Here is a 17430-nt window from a genome sequence, read left to right as displayed (position 1 = left end):
GCCTGCGCCTCGTCGTCGTCGGCGACGTGATGCTCGACGTCGACCTCTCCGGACCCGCCGAGCGGCTGAGCCCGGACGCCCCCGTCCCCGTGGTCGACGTGTCGGCCCGCAGCGCCCGCGCCGGCGGTGCCGGGCTCGTCGCCCGGATGCTCGCCCGCGATGGGCACGAGGTGACGCTGGTGACCGCGCTCGCCGAGGACTCGGATCCGGACGTGGCGGAGCTGCGCGCCGAGCTGTCCGGCGTCCGCCTGGTCGCCGGGCCCTCGGGAGCGCCGACGCCGGTGAAGACCCGCGTCGCCGCCTCCGGCCAGGCCGTCGTACGGATCGACCGCGGCTGCGAGACGCCGCCCGTCCCCGGCGTCACCGACGCCATGCTCGCCGCGCTCGCCGACGCCGACGCCGTGATCGTCGCCGACTACGGCCGCCGCCTGACCGAGGAGCCGTCGCTCCGCACGGCGCTCGACGCGCTCACCGTGCCGCTGGTGTGGGATCCGCACCCGCGGGGCTCGCAGCCGGTCGCCGCCACCTCCCTCGCCACCCCGAACCTGGCCGAGGCCACCGCCTTCTCGGGAGCCGTCGGCCGCGGAGCGACGCGCGCCGAGTCCGCCGCGACCACCCTCCTCGAGCGCTGGGGCTGCGGTGCGGTCACCGTGACGATGGGATCCTCCGGCGCCCTGCTGCGCTCCCGCGGCGCCGGCGTCCCGGTCGTCGCACCGGCCGTCGCCGTGCCGCCCACCGACCCGTGCGGCGCGGGCGACCGGTTCGCCGCCTCCGCCGCCGTCGCCCTCGCCGAGGGTGCGAGCACGTCGGAGGCGGTGCAGGCGGCGGTCGCCGCAGCCGGCGCCTACCTCCTCGCGGGAGGGGTCGCCTCCCTCTCCGCTCCCGCCGACCCCGCACTCCTCCACGGCGGCGGGGTGGACGCCCTGCGCGTCGCCGAGTCCGTCCGCGCGGCAGGAGGAACGGTGGTCGCGACGGGCGGCTGCTTCGACCTGCTCCACGCCGGCCACGCCCGCACCCTCTCCGCAGCACGGGCTCTCGGCGACTGCCTGATCGTCTGCCTCAACTCGGACGACTCCGTCCGGCGCCTCAAGGGCGCGGCGCGGCCGATCATCCCCGAGGACGACCGCGTCGACCTGCTGCTCGCGCTCGAGTGCGTCGACGCCGTGCTGGTCTTCGGCGAGGACACGCCGGACGAGGCGCTGCGCCGCATCCGCCCCGACGTCTGGGTGAAGGGCGGCGACTACTCCGCCGAGTCCCTCCCCGAGACGGCGACGGTGGCGGAGTGGGGCGGCCGGGTCCTGACCGTGCCGTACCACCCGGGCCGCTCGACCACCCATCTCGCCGCCGCGCTCGCGCGCGTCGGCTGACCCGCGGCCCACGAGGCCCGCAGACCACCCCCGGAAGGAAACCATGAGCACCACTCCCACCCCCATCGGCCGCGTCCTGATCACCGGAGGAGCCTCCGGGCTCGGTGCGGCCGTCGCCGCCGCGGTCGCCGCCGCCGGCGGCACCCCGATCGTGCTCGACCGCGACGTCTCGTCGGTGAAGGAGGGCGTCGCCGCCTACCAGGTCGACGTCGCGAAGACCCGCGAGGCCGAGAAGGCGGTCGTCGAGATCGCCCGCGAGCACGGCGGGCTCGACGCCGTCGTGACCGCGGCCGGCATCGACCGCTGCGGCCGCCTCGTGGACGTGGAGCCGGAGGAGTGGGAGCGCGTCATCTCCGTCAACCTCCTCGGCACCGCGGCCGTCGTCCGGGCGGCCCTGCCCTTCCTCACCGAGACCCACGGCCGCGTCGTCACCGTCGCCTCCTCGCTCGCGATCAAGGCCGTCTCGGACGCGACCGCCTACTGCGCCTCGAAGTTCGGCGTGCTCGGCTTCACCCGCGCGCTCGCGGCCGAGACCAAGGGCGAGATCGGCGTGACCACGCTGATCCCGTCGGGCATGAAGACGCGCTTCTTCGACGACCGCGACGAGCAGTACAAGCCGGGTCCGGACGCGCTGCTGAACGATCCGGAGAACGTGGCGAACGCCGTCATGTTCGTCCTCGGCCAGCCGCGCGGCTGCGAGGTCCGCGAGCTCGTCATCACGCACGAGGAGGAGCCGTCCTGGCCGTGATCCGCTGATCCGGGCGCGCCCCGGATCCCCCTCCGCGAGACGCCGCCTCGGTTCGCACGCCCCGGCGCGTCGCGTACCGAGGTGGCGTCTCGCGGTTCAGCGGGTGGAGGCGAGCACCCCGCGGACGTCCTCGAGCACCGCCTCGACGCGCACATCGCCGACGAACGTGACGTCGTGCTCGCAGCGCGGAGCGGTCCAGCCGACCTGCGTGGCGTCGCGCCCGCAGACCGGGCAGTGCGTGGTCCAGCTCAGCTGCACCCGATGGCGCTGCCGCCCGAGGGCCGCGGCGTTGATCGCGTTGCCCACCCAGAAGACCCCGACCGTCGGAGCGCCGACCGCGGCGGCGAGATGGCGGGGTCCGGAGTCGTTGCCGAGCACGAGGTCGGCGAGCGAGAGCAGCGGAGCGAGGTCCGGGAGGTCCACGACGCCCGCCCAGGAGACCGCTCCCGGCGCTCCGGCGACGATCTCGTCGGCGGCGGGCACGTCCGAGGCGTCGCCCACCACCAGCACGCGCGCGCCGTCCGCCAGCAGCTCCGTCGCCACGGCGGCGAAGGAGGCGGCGGGCCAGCGCCGGCGGGGATCGGTCGCGCCGGGGTGGATCAGCACCAGCGGGCCGCCCGCGGGCAGCGCCGCGGCGAGGCGGTCCCGCCGCTCCGGATCCACGGCGAGCGCCGGCTCGAGGCGTGTCGCGGGCGCTCCTGCCAGCCCGACGATCTCGAGCGCCCGCAGCATCTCGTGCTGGTAGTAGACGTAGGGGATCGTGCGCTCGAGCTCCGCGGCGTCGTCGGTGCGCGACCCGATCGTGTGGCGCGCGCCGAGGCGCTGGAGGAACGGGTTGGAGTAGCGCCCGCCGCCGTGCAGCTGCACGGCCAGGTCGAAGCGGCGCGCGCGCATCCGCTCGGTGAAGTCCTCGACGACCCGGGGGTCCTCCCCCTCTCCGTCGCGGACGCCCTGCGCCACCGGCAGGATCTCGACGTCGGCGATCGGCGACTCGACACCCGTCAGCAGGACCCGGTGCGCGGGCGTCCCGAGCAGGGTGATCTCGGCTCCCGGGTAGGCGGCCGCGAGGGCGTCGACGGCGGGCAGCGCGAACAGCAGGTCGCCGAGTCCGCCGCCGCGCAGGACGGCGATCCTCTCGACTCCGGCGAAGGGCTCTCGGAGGGGGGCGATGGCGACCACGACGGGTTCCTCTCAGGTGCGGAGGGCGCGCGGGCGCCGCTCCAGGGACGGTGCACTCCTCCACTTCCCCGCCGGGACCGATCCGAAACCGGATCGGCGGCGAGCCCTCGTCGCCGATCCGGGGGCGGATTCCCGAGGCGGCGTGTCTAGGCGCGCACCACCCGGGTACCGGACGGATGCGTCCGCCACTCCGCGGGCGCCCCCGACCGAGAGGTGACCGTGACCATCGACATCACGACCCCCGCCACGACCGCCGCCGACGCCGTCCGCCGCGCGCGGACCGCGTTCCCCGCGTGGGCCGCCACCGCGCCCGCCGAGCGCGGCGCCCTGCTCCGTGCCGCCGCCCACCGCGTGGCCGAGCGCGAGCAGGAGCTCGCCGACCTCAATACGCAGGAGACGGGCAAGCCCGCCGGCGACGCGCTGGGCGGCGTGCGCGCCGGTGTCGACACGCTGCTCCAGTACGCCGAGCTCGGCCCGCTGCACCGCGGGAGGAGCCTGCGCGGAGGGGCTCTCAACGTCGATCTGGCCCTGCCGCACCCGCGCGGTGTCGTGCTCGCCCTCACTCCGTGGAACGACCCGGTCGCCGTCGCCGCGGGCCTCCTGGGCGCCGCGATCGTCTCCGGGGACGTCGTCGTGCACAAGCCGAGCGAGCGCAGCCCGGGCACGGGCGCCCTCTTCACGAGCATCCTCGCCGAGGCGCTGCCCGAGGGCGTGCTGACCCTGGTCGAGGGTGACGGGGCGGTCGGCGACGAGCTGGCGCGCACCGAGGGCGTCGATGTCCTCGCCCACGTCGGCTCGACCGCCACCGGCCGCGCGCTCGCCCGGGTCGCCGCCGTCACCGGCGCGCACGTGATCCTCGAGAACGGCGGCAACGACGCGCTCGTCGTCGACCGCGACGTCGATCCGGTCTGGGCCGCCGAGCAGGCCGCGCTGGGCGCCTTCGCCAACGCCGGCCAGATCTGCACCTCCGTCGAGCGGATCTACGTGCACCGCGACATCGCCGAGGCGTTCACGGCGGAGCTGGTCGCCGAGGCCGACCGCTGGAGCGCGGGCCCGCTCCCCCGCCTGGTCGACGCCCGCATGCGCGACGCCGTCCACGAGCACGTCACGGAGGCGCTCGGCAGCGGCGCGCGCGCCCTCACCGGCGGCACTCCCGGGGACGGCACCTTCTACCCCGCGACCGTCCTGGCCGACTGCACCGAGTCGATGCTGGTGATGACGGAGGAGACCTTCGGGCCCGTCGCGCCGATCCGCGTCGTCGACTCCTTCGACGAGGGCCTGGACCTGGCCGCCGCGAGCCCCTACGGCCTGGCCGCCTCGATCCTCACCGCCGACATGGAGCACGCGCACCGCGCCGCGGCGACGCTGCCGGTCGGCACAGTCAAGGTCAACGGCGTCTTCGGAGGAGCGCCGGGCGGCAGCGCCCAGCCCCGCGGAGCGTCCGGCTCCGGCTTCGGCTACGGCCCGGAGCTGCTCGACGAGATGACCACGACCACGGTCGTGCACTTCGGCCTGCCCGTTCTGCCGGGAGGCGCGCGATGAGCCTCGAGGGCTCGGCGCTCCAGCGGGCGAGCGCCCTCCTGGCGCACGTCCACGAGCGCCCGCCGGTCGTCGCCGTGATCGGAGACCTCATCCTCGACTCCTGGTGGCTCGGCGAGGCGGAGCGCGTCACGCGGGAGGCGCCCGCGCCGGTCCTGCGGCTCGAGGACGTCGTCGACGTCGCGGGCGGGGCCGCCAACACCGCCGCCAACCTGCGCGCGCTGGGCGCCGTCGTCCGCACGGTCGGCGTGGCCGGACGCGACTCCGAGGGCGATCGGCTCGTGCGCGCCCTCGAGCGGGCCGGCCTGGACACCTCCCGGGTCGTCCGCACCGGCGCTGCGACGACGATCAAGACCCGCGTGGTCGGCGGCGACAGCGTGATGCTGCGCGTCGACTCCGGTCCGCACCACCCGGCCGACGACGAGCTGGCCCTGCTCGCCGGTGCCGCCGCCGAGGCCGCCGCGGGCGCCGACGCCGTCCTGGTCTGCGACTACGGCTCGGGGATCCTCCGCGAGGCCGTCGAGCGCCTGCTCGCCGTCGGGCGCCCCGGCCTCCTCGTGATCGACGCGCACGAGCTCGCCGACTGGGCCTTCGCGCGGCCGGACCTCGTCACCCCGAACGCCAAGGAGGCGGAGCGGCTGCTCGGCGGCTCCCTCGGCCGCGGGACGGAGCGGGCCGCCGCCGTGCGCGACGCGGCGGACGACCTGCGCGCCCGCTCGGGCGCCCGGCACGTCGTGGTCACCCTCGACCGGGACGGCTCCACCGCCCTCGACGCCGACGGCACGGTCAGCCGCACCTTCGCTCAGCCAGCGGAGGAGAAGCAGGCATCCGGCGCCGGCGACACCTTCGCCGCGACCGCCACCCTCGCCCTCGCCGCCGGCCGCTCCCTGGCCACCGCCGTCGATCTGGCGCAGGCCGCCGCCGACGTGGTCGTGCAGCGCCCCGGCACCTCCGTCTGCTCGGGCGACGACCTGCTCGCCTCCCTCGCCGCTCCCGGCGCCGTCGTGCTCGGCGAGGACGCCCTCGTCGAGGTCCTCGCGGAGCAGTCGCGCCGCGGTCGCCGCGTGGTGTTCACCAACGGCTGCTTCGACGTCCTGCACCGCGGCCACACCGCCTACCTCCGCCAGGCCCGCGAGCTCGGCGACGTGCTCGTGGTCGCGGTGAACGACGACGACTCCGTCCGGCGGCTGAAGGGCGAGGGACGGCCGATCAACCCGGAGGGCGACCGCGCGGGCGTGATCGCCGAGCTGGGCTGCGTCGACTACGTGACGCTCTTCGACGGAGACACCCCCATCCCGCTGCTCGAGCGCGTGCAGCCCGACGTCTACGTGAAGGGCGGGGACTACAACCCCGACATGCTCGCGGAGGCGGCCGTCGTGCGCTCCTACGGGGGCGTCGTCACCACGGTCGGCTACGTCTCGGAGCACTCCACGACCGAGATGGTCCAGCGCATCCGATCGGCCGCGCCGTGACCAGCCGCCGGTGGTCCGGGCGCTGGGGGGTCCCGGAGGCTCCCCGGCAGCCGCTGATCGACGTGCTGGTGCCGACGGTCGGCCGCCGTGCCGAGCTCGCCGCCACGCTCGCCGGACTCGCCGCTCAGGACGACCCGCCCTTCCGCGTGATCGTGAGCGACCAGTCCGACGACGCGGTCGCCGAGAGCGACCCGACGATCCTCGCGATGCTGCGCGTGCTGGAGGCACAGGGCCGGGCTCCGGTGGTGCGCCGGCACCTGCCCCGGCGCGGGCTCGCGGAGCAGAGGCACTACCTCCTCTCCCTCGCCACCGCCCCGGCCGTCCTCTTCCTCGACGACGACGTGTGGCTCGAGCCGGGCACGCTCTCGCGGCTGCACGAGGCCCTCGAGCGCCTCGACTGCGGCTTCGTCGGCTCCGCGGTGCAGGGCCTGTCCTACCTCGAGGACGTGCGCCCGCACGAGACCGAGTCGTTCGAGACCTGGGAGGAGCGCGTCGAGCCCGAGCGGGTGCGGCGCGGAACCCCGGAGTTCGAGCGCTGGCCGCTGCACAACGCGGCGAATCTCACGCACGTCGCCGCCCGCCTCGACGTCCCGGAGGGCGCCTGGCGCGCGTACCGGGTCGCCTGGCTGGGCGCGTGCGTCCTCTACCGCCGCGACGCCCTCCTGGCCGTCGGCGGCTTCGACTTCTGGGAGCAGCTGCCCCCGGAGCACAGCGGTGAGGACGTCGCCGCGCAGTGGCGCGTCATGGAGCGCTTCGGCGGCGCGGGCCTCGTGCCCAGCGGCGCCGTGCACCTCGAGACGCCCACGACGGTCACCGACCGGCGCGTCGACGCCTTCGACCGGCTCTTCGCCGAAGAGCACTCGTAACACTCAGCAAGGCGACGAAAGGACAGCACGATGGACGCACCCAACCCGATCCAGATCCAGAAGTACCTCTCGGGCATCGACTACCCCGCCTCGAAGGACACGATCGTCGAGACCGCGGAGAAGGAGGGCGCGGACGGCGACGTCCTCGAGGCCCTCCGTGCGATCCCGGACGGCGACTACGAGAAGCCCACCGACGTGAGCTCGGCCGTCTCGAAGGTCTGACCCCCTCCGCGGGACGCCGCTCCGGTGCACGGCACGCCGTGCCTGCCGTACCGGAGCGGCGTCCCGCGAGCGGCGATCGGCCGGCGCGGAGAGCCGGGGTCAGGCGGAGGCGTGCTCGTGCTCGCGCAGGACGCCGGACTCGAGCGCCTGGAACGACAGCACCTTGTAGCCCTCGGACTCGAAGAAGATCGTCGCCCGGTCGGCCTCCACGCTCATCACGGTGCCGGCGCCCCACTCGCGGTGCTCCACCGACTCGTCGACGCTCAGAGGGGCGTCCACGGGCGCCTCGACGGTCTCGCCGCTCGCCTCGTGCCGCTCGCAGCCGTCGCAGTTGCCGCACCACTCGGCCGACTCCACGCCGAAGTAGTCCAGCAGGACTCGGCGGCGGCACTGGCTGGTCTCCGCGTACGCGCGCATCATCGACAGGCGCGACTCCGCGATCCGCTCGCGGGAGGCCAGAGCCTCCTTCACCGCGTGCACGGCCTCGTCGCCGGAGGCCTCGCGCGTCCCGCGCAGACCGGAGCCGGTCTCCACCAGCCCCGCGTCCGCGAGATCGTTGACGATCCGGGCGATCGTGCGGGCCGGCTTCCCCAGCTCCTTCGCGAGAGCCGCGGAGTCCAGCCCCGGCTGCTCCGAGACGGCCGCCCAGATCACGCGCAGCGCGGCCTTGTCGACCGAGCGCTTGGCGAAGAAGCGGCGGAGACCCAGATCCTCGGCGCGGTAGTGCAGCGCGCCCGTCGCCGGCTCGCCGTCGCGGCCCGCGCGGCCGATCTCCTGGTAGTACGCGTCGAGCGACTCGGTGGTCGTCGCGTGCAGCACGAAGCGGACGTCGGCCCGGTCGATGCCCATCCCGAAGGCCGAGGTCGCGACGACGACGTCGAGCTCGCCGGCGCGCCACTGCTCGTGCACGACCTTGCGCTCGGACACCTTGAGTCCGGCGTGGTACGCCGCGACCCGGCGCCCCTCCGCCGCGATGTCGGCCGCGTAGGCCTCCGTCTCCTTGCGGGTGGCGACGTAGACCAGGCCCGGAGCCGTCCAGCTGCGGGCCTCCTCGACCACGGCGGCGCGCTTCTCGTTCTCGCTCTCGTGGCGGTGCACCACCAGCCGGATCTCCGGACGGTCGACGCCGTGCACCTGGATCTCGGGGTCGGTCATCCGGAGGCGCTCGATGATCTCGTCGCGCACCGGCCCGGAGGCGGTGGCGGTCATCGCGAGCACCGGCGGGTCTCCGAGCTCGCCGCGCACATCGGCCAGGCGGAGGTAGTCGGGGCGGAAGTCGTGGCCCCAGGAGGAGACGCAGTGCGCCTCGTCGACGACCAGGAGCGACACTCCCGCGGCCGCCAGACGCGCCACGTTCTCGGGCTTGGCGAGCTGCTCGGGCGCCAGGAGCACGTAGAGCGGGCCGCCCTCGTCGATCCGGTCCCAGGCGCGGGCGACGGCCGCGGCGCCCTGGGAGGAGTTGATCGCGACGGCGGGCGGGGCCGCCGGAGCCGCCTCGATCGCGGCGAGCTGGTCGGCCTGCAGGGCGACGAGCGGGGAGACGACCAGGACGACGCCGCCGCGCTCGGCTCCGGCGATCTGGTAGACCGCGGACTTGCCGCCGCCCGTCGCCAGCACCAGCAGCGTGTCGCGCCCGGAGGCGGCCGACTCGATCGCCTCGCGCTGACCGGGGAGCAGCGACGACCAGCCGAAGTCCTCCCGGGCGATGCGGCTGACGGAGTCGGTGCGGGAGGAGTTCATAGCTCGACGCTACGACCAGACGGCCCCGGAGGCAGTCCGCTTGACAGCGCCGGGCAGCACGGTGAAGGCGCGTCGCCCGGCCTCACGGCCCGCCTCTGCCCCCTCGCCCCCGCGCTGTCAACGTCCTGCGGAGGGGCCCGTCGCGTGCTGGGCTGGAGCCCCGACGAGAGGAGCCGACATGGCCGACCAGAACGTGAACGAGGACCTTCCCGGATCCGGCGGCGACGCCGCCCCGAACACCGGCGGCGCGCAGACGGTGCTGCCCGGCGAGGACGCGGCCGACGCCTCCGCCGCGGGGGCCGCTCCCGGGGGCACCGCGATCGACCGCGGTGTCACGGACGCCGTGACCGACGGCGACAGCGGAGGGGACACCGTCTCCGGCGACGCCGACCTGCCGGACGAGACCGAGGGCGCGGTAGGCAGCGACCCGGCGAGCGCCGACTGACGTCCCGCTCGGACGCGTCCGGCCCGCCGGATCCGAGGATCCTTGCGGGCCGGAGGCGCTCGTCCCTCCGCGCAGGAGGGCCCGGGCTCAGCGCCGGACGACCACCGGGTTGAACAGCGTGCCGATGCCCTCGACGTCCACCGCGACGGTGTCCCCGTTCGCGATCGGCCCGACGCCGGCGGGCGTCCCGGTGAGGATCACGTCCCCGGGGAGCAGCGTGAAGATGCGCGAGACGTAGGCCACGAGCTCGGGCACCCCGTGGATCATGTCGCCGGTGCTGCCCGACTGCTGCACGCGCCCGTTGACGCGGGTCTCGATCGCGCTCTCGTTCCAGACGAACTCGGTCTCGATGACCGGTCCGAGCGGGCAGAAGGTGTCGTAGCCCTTCGCCCGCGCCCACTGGCCGTCGGAGCGCTGGAGGTCGCGTGCGGTGACGTCGTTGGCGATCGTGTACCCGAAGACCACGTCCTCGTAGTCCTCCGCGCGGACGTTGCGGGCCACGGCGCCGATCACGATCGCCAGCTCGCCCTCGAACTCCACCTGCTGGCTGTCCTCGGGGAGGACGATCGCCTCGTCCGGGCCGATGACCGACGTGTTCGGCTTGAGGAACACCAGCGGCTCCGCCGGGGCGTCGCCGCCCATCTCGGCCGCGTGGTCGGCGTAGTTCTTCCCGATGCCGACGATCTTGGAGCGCGGGATCACCGGCGCGAGGAGCTTCGCCTCCGCGATCGGGATGCGCTCCCCCGTGGTGTCGAACCCGGCGAACATCGGGTCGCCGGCGAGCACGACCAGGTCGTCCTCGTCCACGATCCCGAAGTGGATCGCTCCCCCGTTGTCCCCGTCGCGCTGCGTGGCGAATCGTGCGATCTTCATGCGTCCAGCCTCGTCATCCATCCGTGCGTGTCCTCGCGGCGTCCGTACTGGATGCCGGTCAGCTCCTCGCGGAGCGACATCGTGAGCTCCCCGGCGGGCGCGCTCTCGCGGCCGACGGAGAAGCCCTCGCCCTTGAGCTCGGCGATCGGGGTGATCACGGCGGCGGTCCCGCAGGCGAACACCTCGACCACGTCGCCGGAGGCCACTCCGTCGCGCCATTCGTCGATGCTCACGCGGCGCCGCTCGACGCGGTGGCCGCGGTCCTCGGCGAGCTGCAGGACGCTGTCGCGCGTGATGCCCTCGAGGATCGAGTCCGATTCCGGGGTGACCAGCGTGCCGTCCTTCTTCACCAGCACCACGTTCATGCCGCCGAGCTCCTCGATCCACTGCGACTCCTGCGAGTCGAGGAAGAGGACCTGCGCGCAGCCGTGGCTGTAGGCCTCCTGCTGCGGGAGGAGGGAGGAGGCGTAGTTGCCACCCGTCTTCGCCGCTCCCGTGCCGCCCTTGCCCGCCCGGGCGTAGGAGGTGGAGAGCCAGATCGACACGGGGGCGACGCCGCCCGAGAAGTAGGCGCCGGCGGGGCTGGCGATCACGTAGTAGCCGACGTCCTCGGCCGCGCGCACGCCGAGGAACGCCTCCTGCGCGAACATGAACGGGCGCAGGTAGAGGCTGGTCTCCGGCTCCGAGGGGACCCAGTCGCCGTCGACCGCGATCAGCTGCCGCAGCGACTCGACGAAGAGGTCCGTCGGGAGCTCCGGCAGCGCGAGACGGCGGGCCGAGCGCTGCAGGCGGCGCGCGTTCGCCTCCGGGCGGAAGGTCCAGACGGAGCCGTCCTCGTGGCGGTAGGCCTTCATCCCCTCGAAGATCTCCTGCGCGTAGTGCAGGACGGCGGCGGCGGGGTCGAGCGCGAGCGGGCCGTAGGGCTCGACGCGGGCGCTGTGCCAGCCGTCCGCGCGGGTCCAGCGGAGGCCGACCATGTGGTCGGTGAAGTGCATGCCGAAGCCGGGGTTCGCGAGGATCCGGGCGCGCTCCTCGGCGGAGCGGGGCGCGGGGGCGGCGGTCACCTCGAACGCGAGGTCGGCGGGGGCGGAGTCGGTGCTCATCGTGGTGGTGTCCTTCTGCGGGGGATCAGCGGAGGCGGGCGACGACGGAGTCGCCGATCGCGGCCGTGGAGCGCGGGGTGCCGTCGCGCGACTCGATGTCGGCGGTCACGGCCGCGGTGACGCGGGCGGCCTCGTCGCTCCGGCCGAGGTGGTCCAGCAGCATCGCGGCCGAGAGGATCGCGGCGGTCGGGTCGGCGAGCTGCCGTCCTGCGATGTCGGGCGCGGATCCGTGGACCGGCTCGAACATGCTAGGGAACGCGCCGTCGGGGTTGATGTTGCCCGAGGCCGCGAGTCCGATGCCGCCGCTGATCGCGCCGGCCAGATCGGTCAGGATGTCGCCGAAGAGGTTGTCGGTGACGATGACGTCGAACCTAGCAGGGTCGGTCACGAGGAAGATCGTGGCGGCGTCCACGTGGAGGTAGTCGACGGCCACGTCCTCGAAGGCGGCCCCCACCTCGTCGACGATCCGCTTCCAGAGCGAGCCGGAGAAGACGAGGACGTTCGTCTTGTGGACGAGCGTCAGCCGGGAGCGGCGCGTGCGGGCGAGCTCGAACGCGTGTCGGACGACGCGCTCGACCCCGTAGGCGGTGTTGACCGACACCTCGTTGGCGACCTCGTGCGGGGTGCCCTGCCGGATCGAGCCGCCGGTACCGACGTAGGGCCCCTCCGTGCCCTCGCGGACGACCACGAAGTCGACCTCGCCGGGAGCCGCGAGCGGCGAGGGGACGCCCGCGTAGAGACGGGTCGGCCGCAGGTTGACGTAGTGGTCGAGCTCGAAGCGCAGCCGCAGGAGCAGCCCGCGCTCGATGTTCGCGTCCCGGAGGCGCGGGTCCCCCGGTGCTCCGCCGACGGCGCCCAGGAGGATCGCGTCGTGCCCCGCGATCGCCGCGAGGTCCTCGTCGGTGAGGACGTCGCCGGTCTCGAGGTAGCGGGCGGCGCCGAGCGAGAAGGTGGTCGTCTCGAGCACCAGGTCGGAGTCGGCGGTGACGGCGTCGAGGACCTTGACGGCCTCGGCGGTCACCTCGGGCCCGATCCCATCTCCGGGGATGACGGCGAGCTTCACGGTGCGGGGCATGGCGGTCCTCAGGCGTACGGGGTCGGAGTCCCCCCAGCGTACTCGCGGCCCGCCCGCGCCGCGGTCCGGGGCACGCGCCCCCCGTCGGGCTGGCGAGGGCCGTCCGGGAGGCGCTGCGCGTCCCGGGCGGCCTCCCTCGGGAGGAGAGGAGGAGCGTCAGCTCCGGCGGAGGCGCCAGGCGCCGACCGCGGCGGCGGCCAGCACGAGGACGACACCGAGCCAGGCCGACCAGCCGACGCCCGAGTCGAACGCCGCGCTCGCCGACGCGACGAGGCTCGCGGCGGAGTCGGCGGGCAGCTCGCCGGCGACCGAGACGGCGCCGCCGAGGGTCTCCCCGGCCCGCTGCGCCTGCGCGGCGTCGAGGCCCTCGGGCAGCACGACTCCCCCGCGGTACACGGCGGTGAGGACCGTGCCGAGCGTCGCGGTGCCGAGGACGGCACCGAGCTCGTAGGCGGTCTCGGAGACGGCGGAGGCCGCACCGGCCTTGTCGGCGGGCGCGTTGGCCAGGATCAGCTCGTTCGACACCGTCTCGGCCGCACCGATGCCCAGGCCGAGGAACGCGAAGGCGACGGCGACGGTGAGCGCGGACGCTCCTCCGGGCGCCCCGCTGCCGAGGGCCAGCAGGATGTACCCGACGGCCGAGACCAGCAGTCCGGCCGGGACGACGAGGCGCGGAGCGACGCGGCGCGCGATCGGCACCACGCCGAGCCCGGCCAGGATCATCACGGCGAGGCCCGGCACGAGCACGAGGCCCGCCTCCAGGGGCGAGAGCCCGACCACGAGCTGCAGGTGCTGCGAGAGGAAGAAGAGCCCGCCGACCAGCGCGGTGACGCTGAGGAGGTTGACCACGATCGCCGCACTGAACGAGCCGCGGCGGAAGAGCGAGAGATCGAGCATCGGCGAGGCCCGGCGCTGCTGGCGGCGGACGAACAGAACTCCCGAGACGACGCCCACGACGAGCGCCGCGACGCCGACCGCGTCGATCCCGTGCTCGGCGAAGGACTTCACCGCGTAGACGACCGGCGCCATGGTCGCCAGCGACAGCAGGATGCTGACCACGTCGACCGGGCCGGGCTGCGGGTCGCGCGACTCCGGCACCAGGATCGGCACCAGGACGACCAGCGGGAGCAGCACGGGCACCGCGAGCAGGAACACCGACCCCCAGGGGAAGTGCTCGAGCAGCACGCCGCCGACCAGCGGGCCGATGCCCGAGCCCACGGCGAAGCCGGTCGCCCAGATCGCGATCGCGAGGCGGCGCTGGTCGCGGTCGGGGAAGACGCTGCGCAGGAGCGAGAGCGTCGAGGGCATCAGCATCGCGCCGAAGAAGCCCAGTGCCGCGCGGGCGCCGATGAGCGCCGCGGCGGTGGGAGCGAACGCGGCCACGACCGAGACGGCGGCGAAGCCGACCGCGCCGACCAGCAGGAGGCGCCGCCGCCCGACGCGGTCGCCGAGACTGCCCATCGCCACCAGCAGGCCCGCGAGCACCAGCGGGTAGGCGTCGACGATCCACAGCAGCTCGGTGCCGGAGGGGCCCAGATCCTCGGCGATCGAGGGGAGCGCGAAGTTCAGCACCGTGTTGTCGACCGAGACCAGCAGCACCGGGAGCATCAGCACCGCGAGCGCCACCCAGGCGCGTCGCCCGACCCGGTCGGCGGCGCCGGCGGTGTCGTGGGTGGAGACGGGAGCGGTGCGCGCGGACACGGGGACGACCTTTCAGAGGAGAACGGAGAGAGTATACCGTCCAGCCGGTACAGTCGCCACTGATCCGCCGTAGGATGGTCGCCGTGCCTCCTGCCCCCGCCCGCGACCGCGTCCTCGACGCGTTCGAGCAGCTCCTCAGCGAGCAGGGCGAGCGCGCCGCGACCCTCGACGCCGTCGCCCGCGAGGCCGGAGTCTCCAAGGGCGGGCTGCTCTACCACTTCCCCTCGAAGGACGCCCTCGTCGACGGGCTCCTGCAGCGCCTCGACGCGCGGCGGGAGGCGGACGTCGCGCAGAGCCTCGCCGCTCCCGAGGGCGTGGTCGCCTACCTGCTGCGCACCTCCTTCGCCGCCGACTCGGCCTTCGACCGCACGATCCTCGCCGTGTCGCGCATCGCGCAGGGGCACGACGAGCGCGCCAGCGGCGGCCTCGCGCGGATCCACGACAGCTGGAACGAGGTGGTCGCCGACGCCGTGGGCGACCCGCTCGTCGCCCGGGCGATCGTCCTGATGAGCGACGGGCTCTACTACAACTCCGCCCTGCTCCCCACGGGCTCGCCGTCGCGCGGCGAGGCCGAGGACGTCCTCGCGGTCGTCCAGCGCCTCCTCGGGAGCTGAGTCGCGCCGCCCCGGCGGACCCGCTACAGCTCGACGACCCCGTCGATCAGGGTCACCGTCGCGCCGCCGATCCAGATCGCGCCGTCCGTGCTCTCGACGCGCACGCGCCCGGCTCGGCCCAGCTCCGCGCCCTGGGCCGCGGTGTAGCGCTCGGGCAGCACGCCGCTGCCGATCAGCCACTGGGCGATCCCCGCATTGAGGCTCCCCGTCACCGGGTCCTCGGACACACCGGCGTCGGGGATGAACGCCCGCACCTCGACCGCGCACTCGCCTCCCGCCGGATGCTCGCCCACGACGCCGACGGGGAGCCCGGCGAGGAGAGCCTGGTCCGGCCGCAGCGCGAGGACCTGCTCCGCCGACGCGAGCCGCACGGCCAGCCAGCCGGGACCGTTGTCGACCCACTCGTGGTCGAGGATCTCCGCGCGCGGGATCCGCAGAGCCGCAGCCACCCGCTCGAGCGTCGCCTCGTTGACCGGCCCGGTCCGCCGGCGGGGCGGGGCGGCGAAGGCGATGCCCTCCTCCGTCACCCTCAGCCGGACGAGACCCGCGGCGCACTCCTGCACGAGCTCCCCCGCCGCGCGGGCCGTCCCTCCGGCCGCGAGCCAGGCGTGCGCGCTCCCGAGGGTCGGGTGCCCGGCGAAGGGCAGCTCCCCGCCCGGCGTGAAGATCCGCAGCCGATAGTCGGCCGCGGGGTCGCTCGGGCGGAGGAGGAAGGTCGTCTCGGAGAGGTTCGTCCATTGCGCGAACTCCGCCATCGCGGCGTCGCCCACGCCGTCGCCGTCGACGACGACCGCCACCGGGTTGCCCCGGAACGGCGCGGCGCCGAAGACGTCGACCTGAGCGAACCGCCGCGTGCTCACTGCTCGGTGATGTCGATCTCCTGCATGAGGTCGGCGTCGATCGCGACGCGGACCTTCTCGAGCAGGCCGTCGGGGGCGGGAGAGTCGATGGTGATCACCGAGAGCGCCTTGCCGCCCGCCTCGGTGCGCGCGATCTGCATGCCCGCGATGTTGACCGCGGCGTCGCCGAACTCACGGCCGTAGACCGCGACGATCCCGGGGCGGTCGACGTAGCTCATGACGACGAGGTGCTTCGCGAGGGGGACCTCGACGTCGTAGCCGTTGATCGCCACGATCTTCTCGACCTGCTTGGTGCCGGTCAGCGTGCCCGAGACCGAGATCTGCGAGCCGTCCGAGAGCGCGCCGCGCAGCGTGATCACGTTGCGGTACTCGTCCGAGACCGGCTCCGTGATCAGGCGCACCTCGATGCCGCGCTGCTCCGCGAGCACCGGCGCGTTGACGTAGGACACCGTCTCCGAGACCACGTTGGTGAACACGCCCTTGAGAGCCGCCAGCTTGAGGACCTTCACGTCGTAGCCGGCGAGCTCGCCGCGCACCTCGACGTCGATGGAGGTGACCGGCGAGTCCGCGAGGCCCGAGAAGACCTGGCCGAGCTTCTCGACCAGCGGGATGCCGGGGCGCACGTACTCGTCGATCACGCCGCCGGCGACGTTCACGGCGTCCGGCACGAGCTCACCCGAGAGCGCGAGGCGCACCGAGCGGGCGACCGAGACGCCGGCTTTCTCCTGCGCCTCGTCGGTCGAGGCCCCGAGGTGCGGAGTGACGACCACGTTCTCGAGGGCGAGCAGCGGCGATCCGGTCGGCGGCTCCTTCACGAACACGTCGAGTCCGGCGCCGGCGATGGTCTTCGCGACGAGCGCGCGGTGCAGCGCGTCCTCGTCGATGAGGCCGCCGCGGGCCACGTTCACGATGAACGCCGACGGCTTCATCAGCGCCAGCTGATCGTCCGAGATCATGCCCGTCGTCTCGGGGGTCCTCGGCATGTGGATCGTGATGAAGTCGCTCTCGGCCAGCAGCTCCTCCAGGGAGAGGAGCGTGACGCCGAGCTGCTGCGCGCGGGCGCTGGTCACGTAGGGGTCGTAGGCGACGACGTTCACACCGAAGGCCTGCAGGCGCGCGGTGATCAGCGCGCCGATGCGGCCGAGGCCGATGATGCCGACGGTCTTCTCGTAGAGCTCGACGCCCGTGTACTTCGAGCGCTTCCAGAGGCCCTGCGCGAGCGCGCTGTGCGCGGCGGGGATGTGGCGGGCGAGGCTCAGGATGTGGCCGACGGTGAGCTCGGCGGCCGAGATGATGTTCGAGGTCGGCGCGTTCACGACCATGACGCCCGCGGCGGTCGCGGCGGTGATGTCGACGTTGTCCAGGCCCACACCGGCGCGGGCGATCACCTGGAGCGAGGGGGCCGCGGCGATCGCCTCCGCGTCGACCTGCGTCGCGGAGCGCACGAGGATCGCGTGCGCCGTGGCGAGGGCCTCGAGCAGCGCCGGGCGGTCGGTGCCGTCCACGGAGCGGATCTCGAAGTCGGGACCGAGCGCGTCCACGGTGGCGGGCGAGAGTTCTTCGGCGATCAGGACGACCGGCTTTGTCACGAGAGGCGCTTCCTTCGGAGAGGGGACGGAGCGGGCA

The 17430-nt window shown here is 74.3% G+C and carries 16 protein-coding genes; 8 read left to right on the top strand and 8 right to left on the bottom strand.

The features are described from left to right. Positions 1 to 2 precede the first annotated feature (2 nt). Positions 3 to 1367, top strand: coding sequence for a PfkB family carbohydrate kinase (locus tag C5C57_RS06325; protein WP_104297454.1), 1365 nt, complete (start codon positions 3 to 5; stop codon positions 1365 to 1367). Between the two features lie 43 nt (positions 1368 to 1410). Beyond that, positions 1411 to 2115 (top strand): SDR family oxidoreductase, encoded by a 705-nt coding sequence (locus C5C57_RS06320; protein WP_104233229.1) that lies wholly within the window; start codon positions 1411 to 1413, stop codon positions 2113 to 2115. Positions 2116 to 2211: 96 nt separating this feature from the next. Here C5C57_RS06320 and C5C57_RS06315 read toward each other — a convergent pair whose 3' ends face one another. Further along, complete coding sequence (locus C5C57_RS06315) at positions 2212 to 3294, bottom strand: glycosyltransferase family 9 protein (RefSeq protein WP_104233228.1); 1083 nt, start codon at positions 3292 to 3294, stop codon at positions 2212 to 2214. A gap of 219 nt (positions 3295 to 3513) precedes the next feature. On the opposite strand from C5C57_RS06315, the gene C5C57_RS06310 reads away from it, so the two are divergent. From C5C57_RS06310 to C5C57_RS06295, 4 genes are read left to right on the top strand one after another with little or no spacing between them, the layout of a single operon-like run. Beyond that, positions 3514 to 4836 (top strand): aldehyde dehydrogenase, encoded by a 1323-nt coding sequence (locus tag C5C57_RS06310; RefSeq protein ID WP_258071954.1) that lies wholly within the window; start codon positions 3514 to 3516, stop codon positions 4834 to 4836. After that, positions 4833 to 6305, top strand: coding sequence for a D-glycero-beta-D-manno-heptose 1-phosphate adenylyltransferase (gene rfaE2, locus C5C57_RS06305; RefSeq protein ID WP_104247443.1), 1473 nt, complete (start codon positions 4833 to 4835; stop codon positions 6303 to 6305). The genes C5C57_RS06310 and rfaE2 overlap by 4 nt, the downstream gene beginning before the upstream one ends. Continuing rightward, positions 6302 to 7171: a glycosyltransferase family A protein gene (locus C5C57_RS06300; RefSeq protein WP_219812158.1), complete on the top strand. Its 870-nt coding sequence runs from the start codon at positions 6302 to 6304 to the stop codon at positions 7169 to 7171. The genes rfaE2 and C5C57_RS06300 overlap by 4 nt, the downstream gene beginning before the upstream one ends. Before the next feature lie 30 nt (positions 7172 to 7201). Continuing rightward, positions 7202 to 7393 (top strand): DUF2795 domain-containing protein, encoded by a 192-nt coding sequence (locus C5C57_RS06295; RefSeq protein ID WP_104223528.1) that lies wholly within the window; start codon positions 7202 to 7204, stop codon positions 7391 to 7393. Positions 7394 to 7492: 99 nt separating this feature from the next. Here C5C57_RS06295 and C5C57_RS06290 read toward each other — a convergent pair whose 3' ends face one another. Next, positions 7493 to 9133, bottom strand: coding sequence for a RecQ family ATP-dependent DNA helicase (locus C5C57_RS06290; RefSeq protein ID WP_104247444.1), 1641 nt, complete (start codon positions 9131 to 9133; stop codon positions 7493 to 7495). A gap of 178 nt (positions 9134 to 9311) precedes the next feature. On the opposite strand from C5C57_RS06290, the gene C5C57_RS06285 reads away from it, so the two are divergent. Continuing rightward, complete coding sequence (locus C5C57_RS06285) at positions 9312 to 9578, top strand: hypothetical protein (protein ID WP_104247445.1); 267 nt, start codon at positions 9312 to 9314, stop codon at positions 9576 to 9578. An 87-nt stretch (positions 9579 to 9665) separates the two neighbouring features. On the opposite strand, the gene C5C57_RS06280 is transcribed toward C5C57_RS06285, so the two are convergent. The 4 genes from C5C57_RS06280 to C5C57_RS06265 all read right to left on the bottom strand — a co-directional run bounded on the left by C5C57_RS06280 (position 9666) and on the right by C5C57_RS06265 (position 14330). Then, a complete protein-coding gene (locus C5C57_RS06280; protein ID WP_104247446.1) occupies positions 9666 to 10451 on the bottom strand; it encodes a fumarylacetoacetate hydrolase family protein in 786 nt (261 codons plus the stop codon). Further along, entirely contained in the window at positions 10448 to 11554 is a 1107-nt protein-coding gene (locus C5C57_RS06275) for a branched-chain amino acid aminotransferase (RefSeq protein ID WP_104247447.1), read from the bottom strand. Before C5C57_RS06275 ends, C5C57_RS06280 begins: the two co-directional genes overlap by 4 nt. A 25-nt stretch (positions 11555 to 11579) precedes the next feature. Next, the gene (locus tag C5C57_RS06270; protein WP_104223533.1) at positions 11580 to 12629 is read right to left on the bottom strand and encodes a 3-isopropylmalate dehydrogenase; all 1050 of its coding nucleotides are present in this window, start codon (positions 12627 to 12629) and stop codon (positions 11580 to 11582) included. 156 nt (positions 12630 to 12785) lie between these two features. Then, on the bottom strand, positions 12786 to 14330 hold the full coding sequence (locus tag C5C57_RS06265; protein ID WP_258059394.1) for an MFS transporter: 1545 nt from the start codon (positions 14328 to 14330) through the stop codon (positions 12786 to 12788). A 74-nt stretch (positions 14331 to 14404) separates the two neighbouring features. Here C5C57_RS06265 and C5C57_RS06260 point away from each other — a divergent pair, with 74 nt between their 5' ends. Further along, positions 14405 to 14944: a TetR/AcrR family transcriptional regulator gene (locus C5C57_RS06260; RefSeq protein WP_219815092.1), complete on the top strand. Its 540-nt coding sequence runs from the start codon at positions 14405 to 14407 to the stop codon at positions 14942 to 14944. 23 nt (positions 14945 to 14967) lie between these two features. On the opposite strand, the gene C5C57_RS06255 is transcribed toward C5C57_RS06260, so the two are convergent. Further along, positions 14968 to 15804, bottom strand: a complete 837-nt coding sequence (locus C5C57_RS06255) for a PhzF family phenazine biosynthesis protein (protein WP_104297438.1) — start codon at positions 15802 to 15804, stop codon at positions 14968 to 14970. Beyond that, the gene (gene serA, locus C5C57_RS06250; RefSeq protein WP_104223535.1) at positions 15801 to 17393 is read right to left on the bottom strand and encodes a phosphoglycerate dehydrogenase; all 1593 of its coding nucleotides are present in this window, start codon (positions 17391 to 17393) and stop codon (positions 15801 to 15803) included. The genes C5C57_RS06255 and serA overlap by 4 nt, the downstream gene beginning before the upstream one ends. Positions 17394 to 17430 lie beyond the last annotated feature (37 nt).

It is taken from the genome of Rathayibacter sp. AY1C5, from assembly GCF_002931705.1.
Taxonomy (GTDB): domain Bacteria; phylum Actinomycetota; class Actinomycetes; order Actinomycetales; family Microbacteriaceae; genus Rathayibacter.
The sequence above is the reverse complement of the archived record's forward strand: the minus strand, read 5'-3'. Positions and strand labels throughout refer to the sequence as shown.

Bases quoted from the DNA above. Each gene is read 5' to 3' on its own strand.
- C5C57_RS06320 (WP_104233229.1), top strand. From the start codon at position 1,411: ATGAGCACCACTCCCACCCCCATCGGCCGCGTCCTGATCACCGGAGGA.
- rfaE2 (WP_104247443.1), top strand. From the start codon at position 4,833: ATGAGCCTCGAGGGCTCGGCGCTCCAGCGGGCGAGCGCCCTCCTGGCG.
- C5C57_RS06295 (WP_104223528.1), top strand. From the start codon at position 7,202: ATGGACGCACCCAACCCGATCCAGATCCAGAAGTACCTCTCGGGCATC.
- C5C57_RS06290 (WP_104247444.1), bottom strand. From the start codon at position 9,133: ATGAACTCCTCCCGCACCGACTCCGTCAGCCGCATCGCCCGGGAGGAC.
- C5C57_RS06285 (WP_104247445.1), top strand. From the start codon at position 9,312: ATGGCCGACCAGAACGTGAACGAGGACCTTCCCGGATCCGGCGGCGAC.
- C5C57_RS06280 (WP_104247446.1), bottom strand. From the start codon at position 10,451: ATGAAGATCGCACGATTCGCCACGCAGCGCGACGGGGACAACGGGGGA.
- C5C57_RS06275 (WP_104247447.1), bottom strand. From the start codon at position 11,554: ATGAGCACCGACTCCGCCCCCGCCGACCTCGCGTTCGAGGTGACCGCC.
- C5C57_RS06270 (WP_104223533.1), bottom strand. From the start codon at position 12,629: ATGCCCCGCACCGTGAAGCTCGCCGTCATCCCCGGAGATGGGATCGGG.
- C5C57_RS06260 (WP_219815092.1), top strand. From the start codon at position 14,405: ATGGTCGCCGTGCCTCCTGCCCCCGCCCGCGACCGCGTCCTCGACGCG.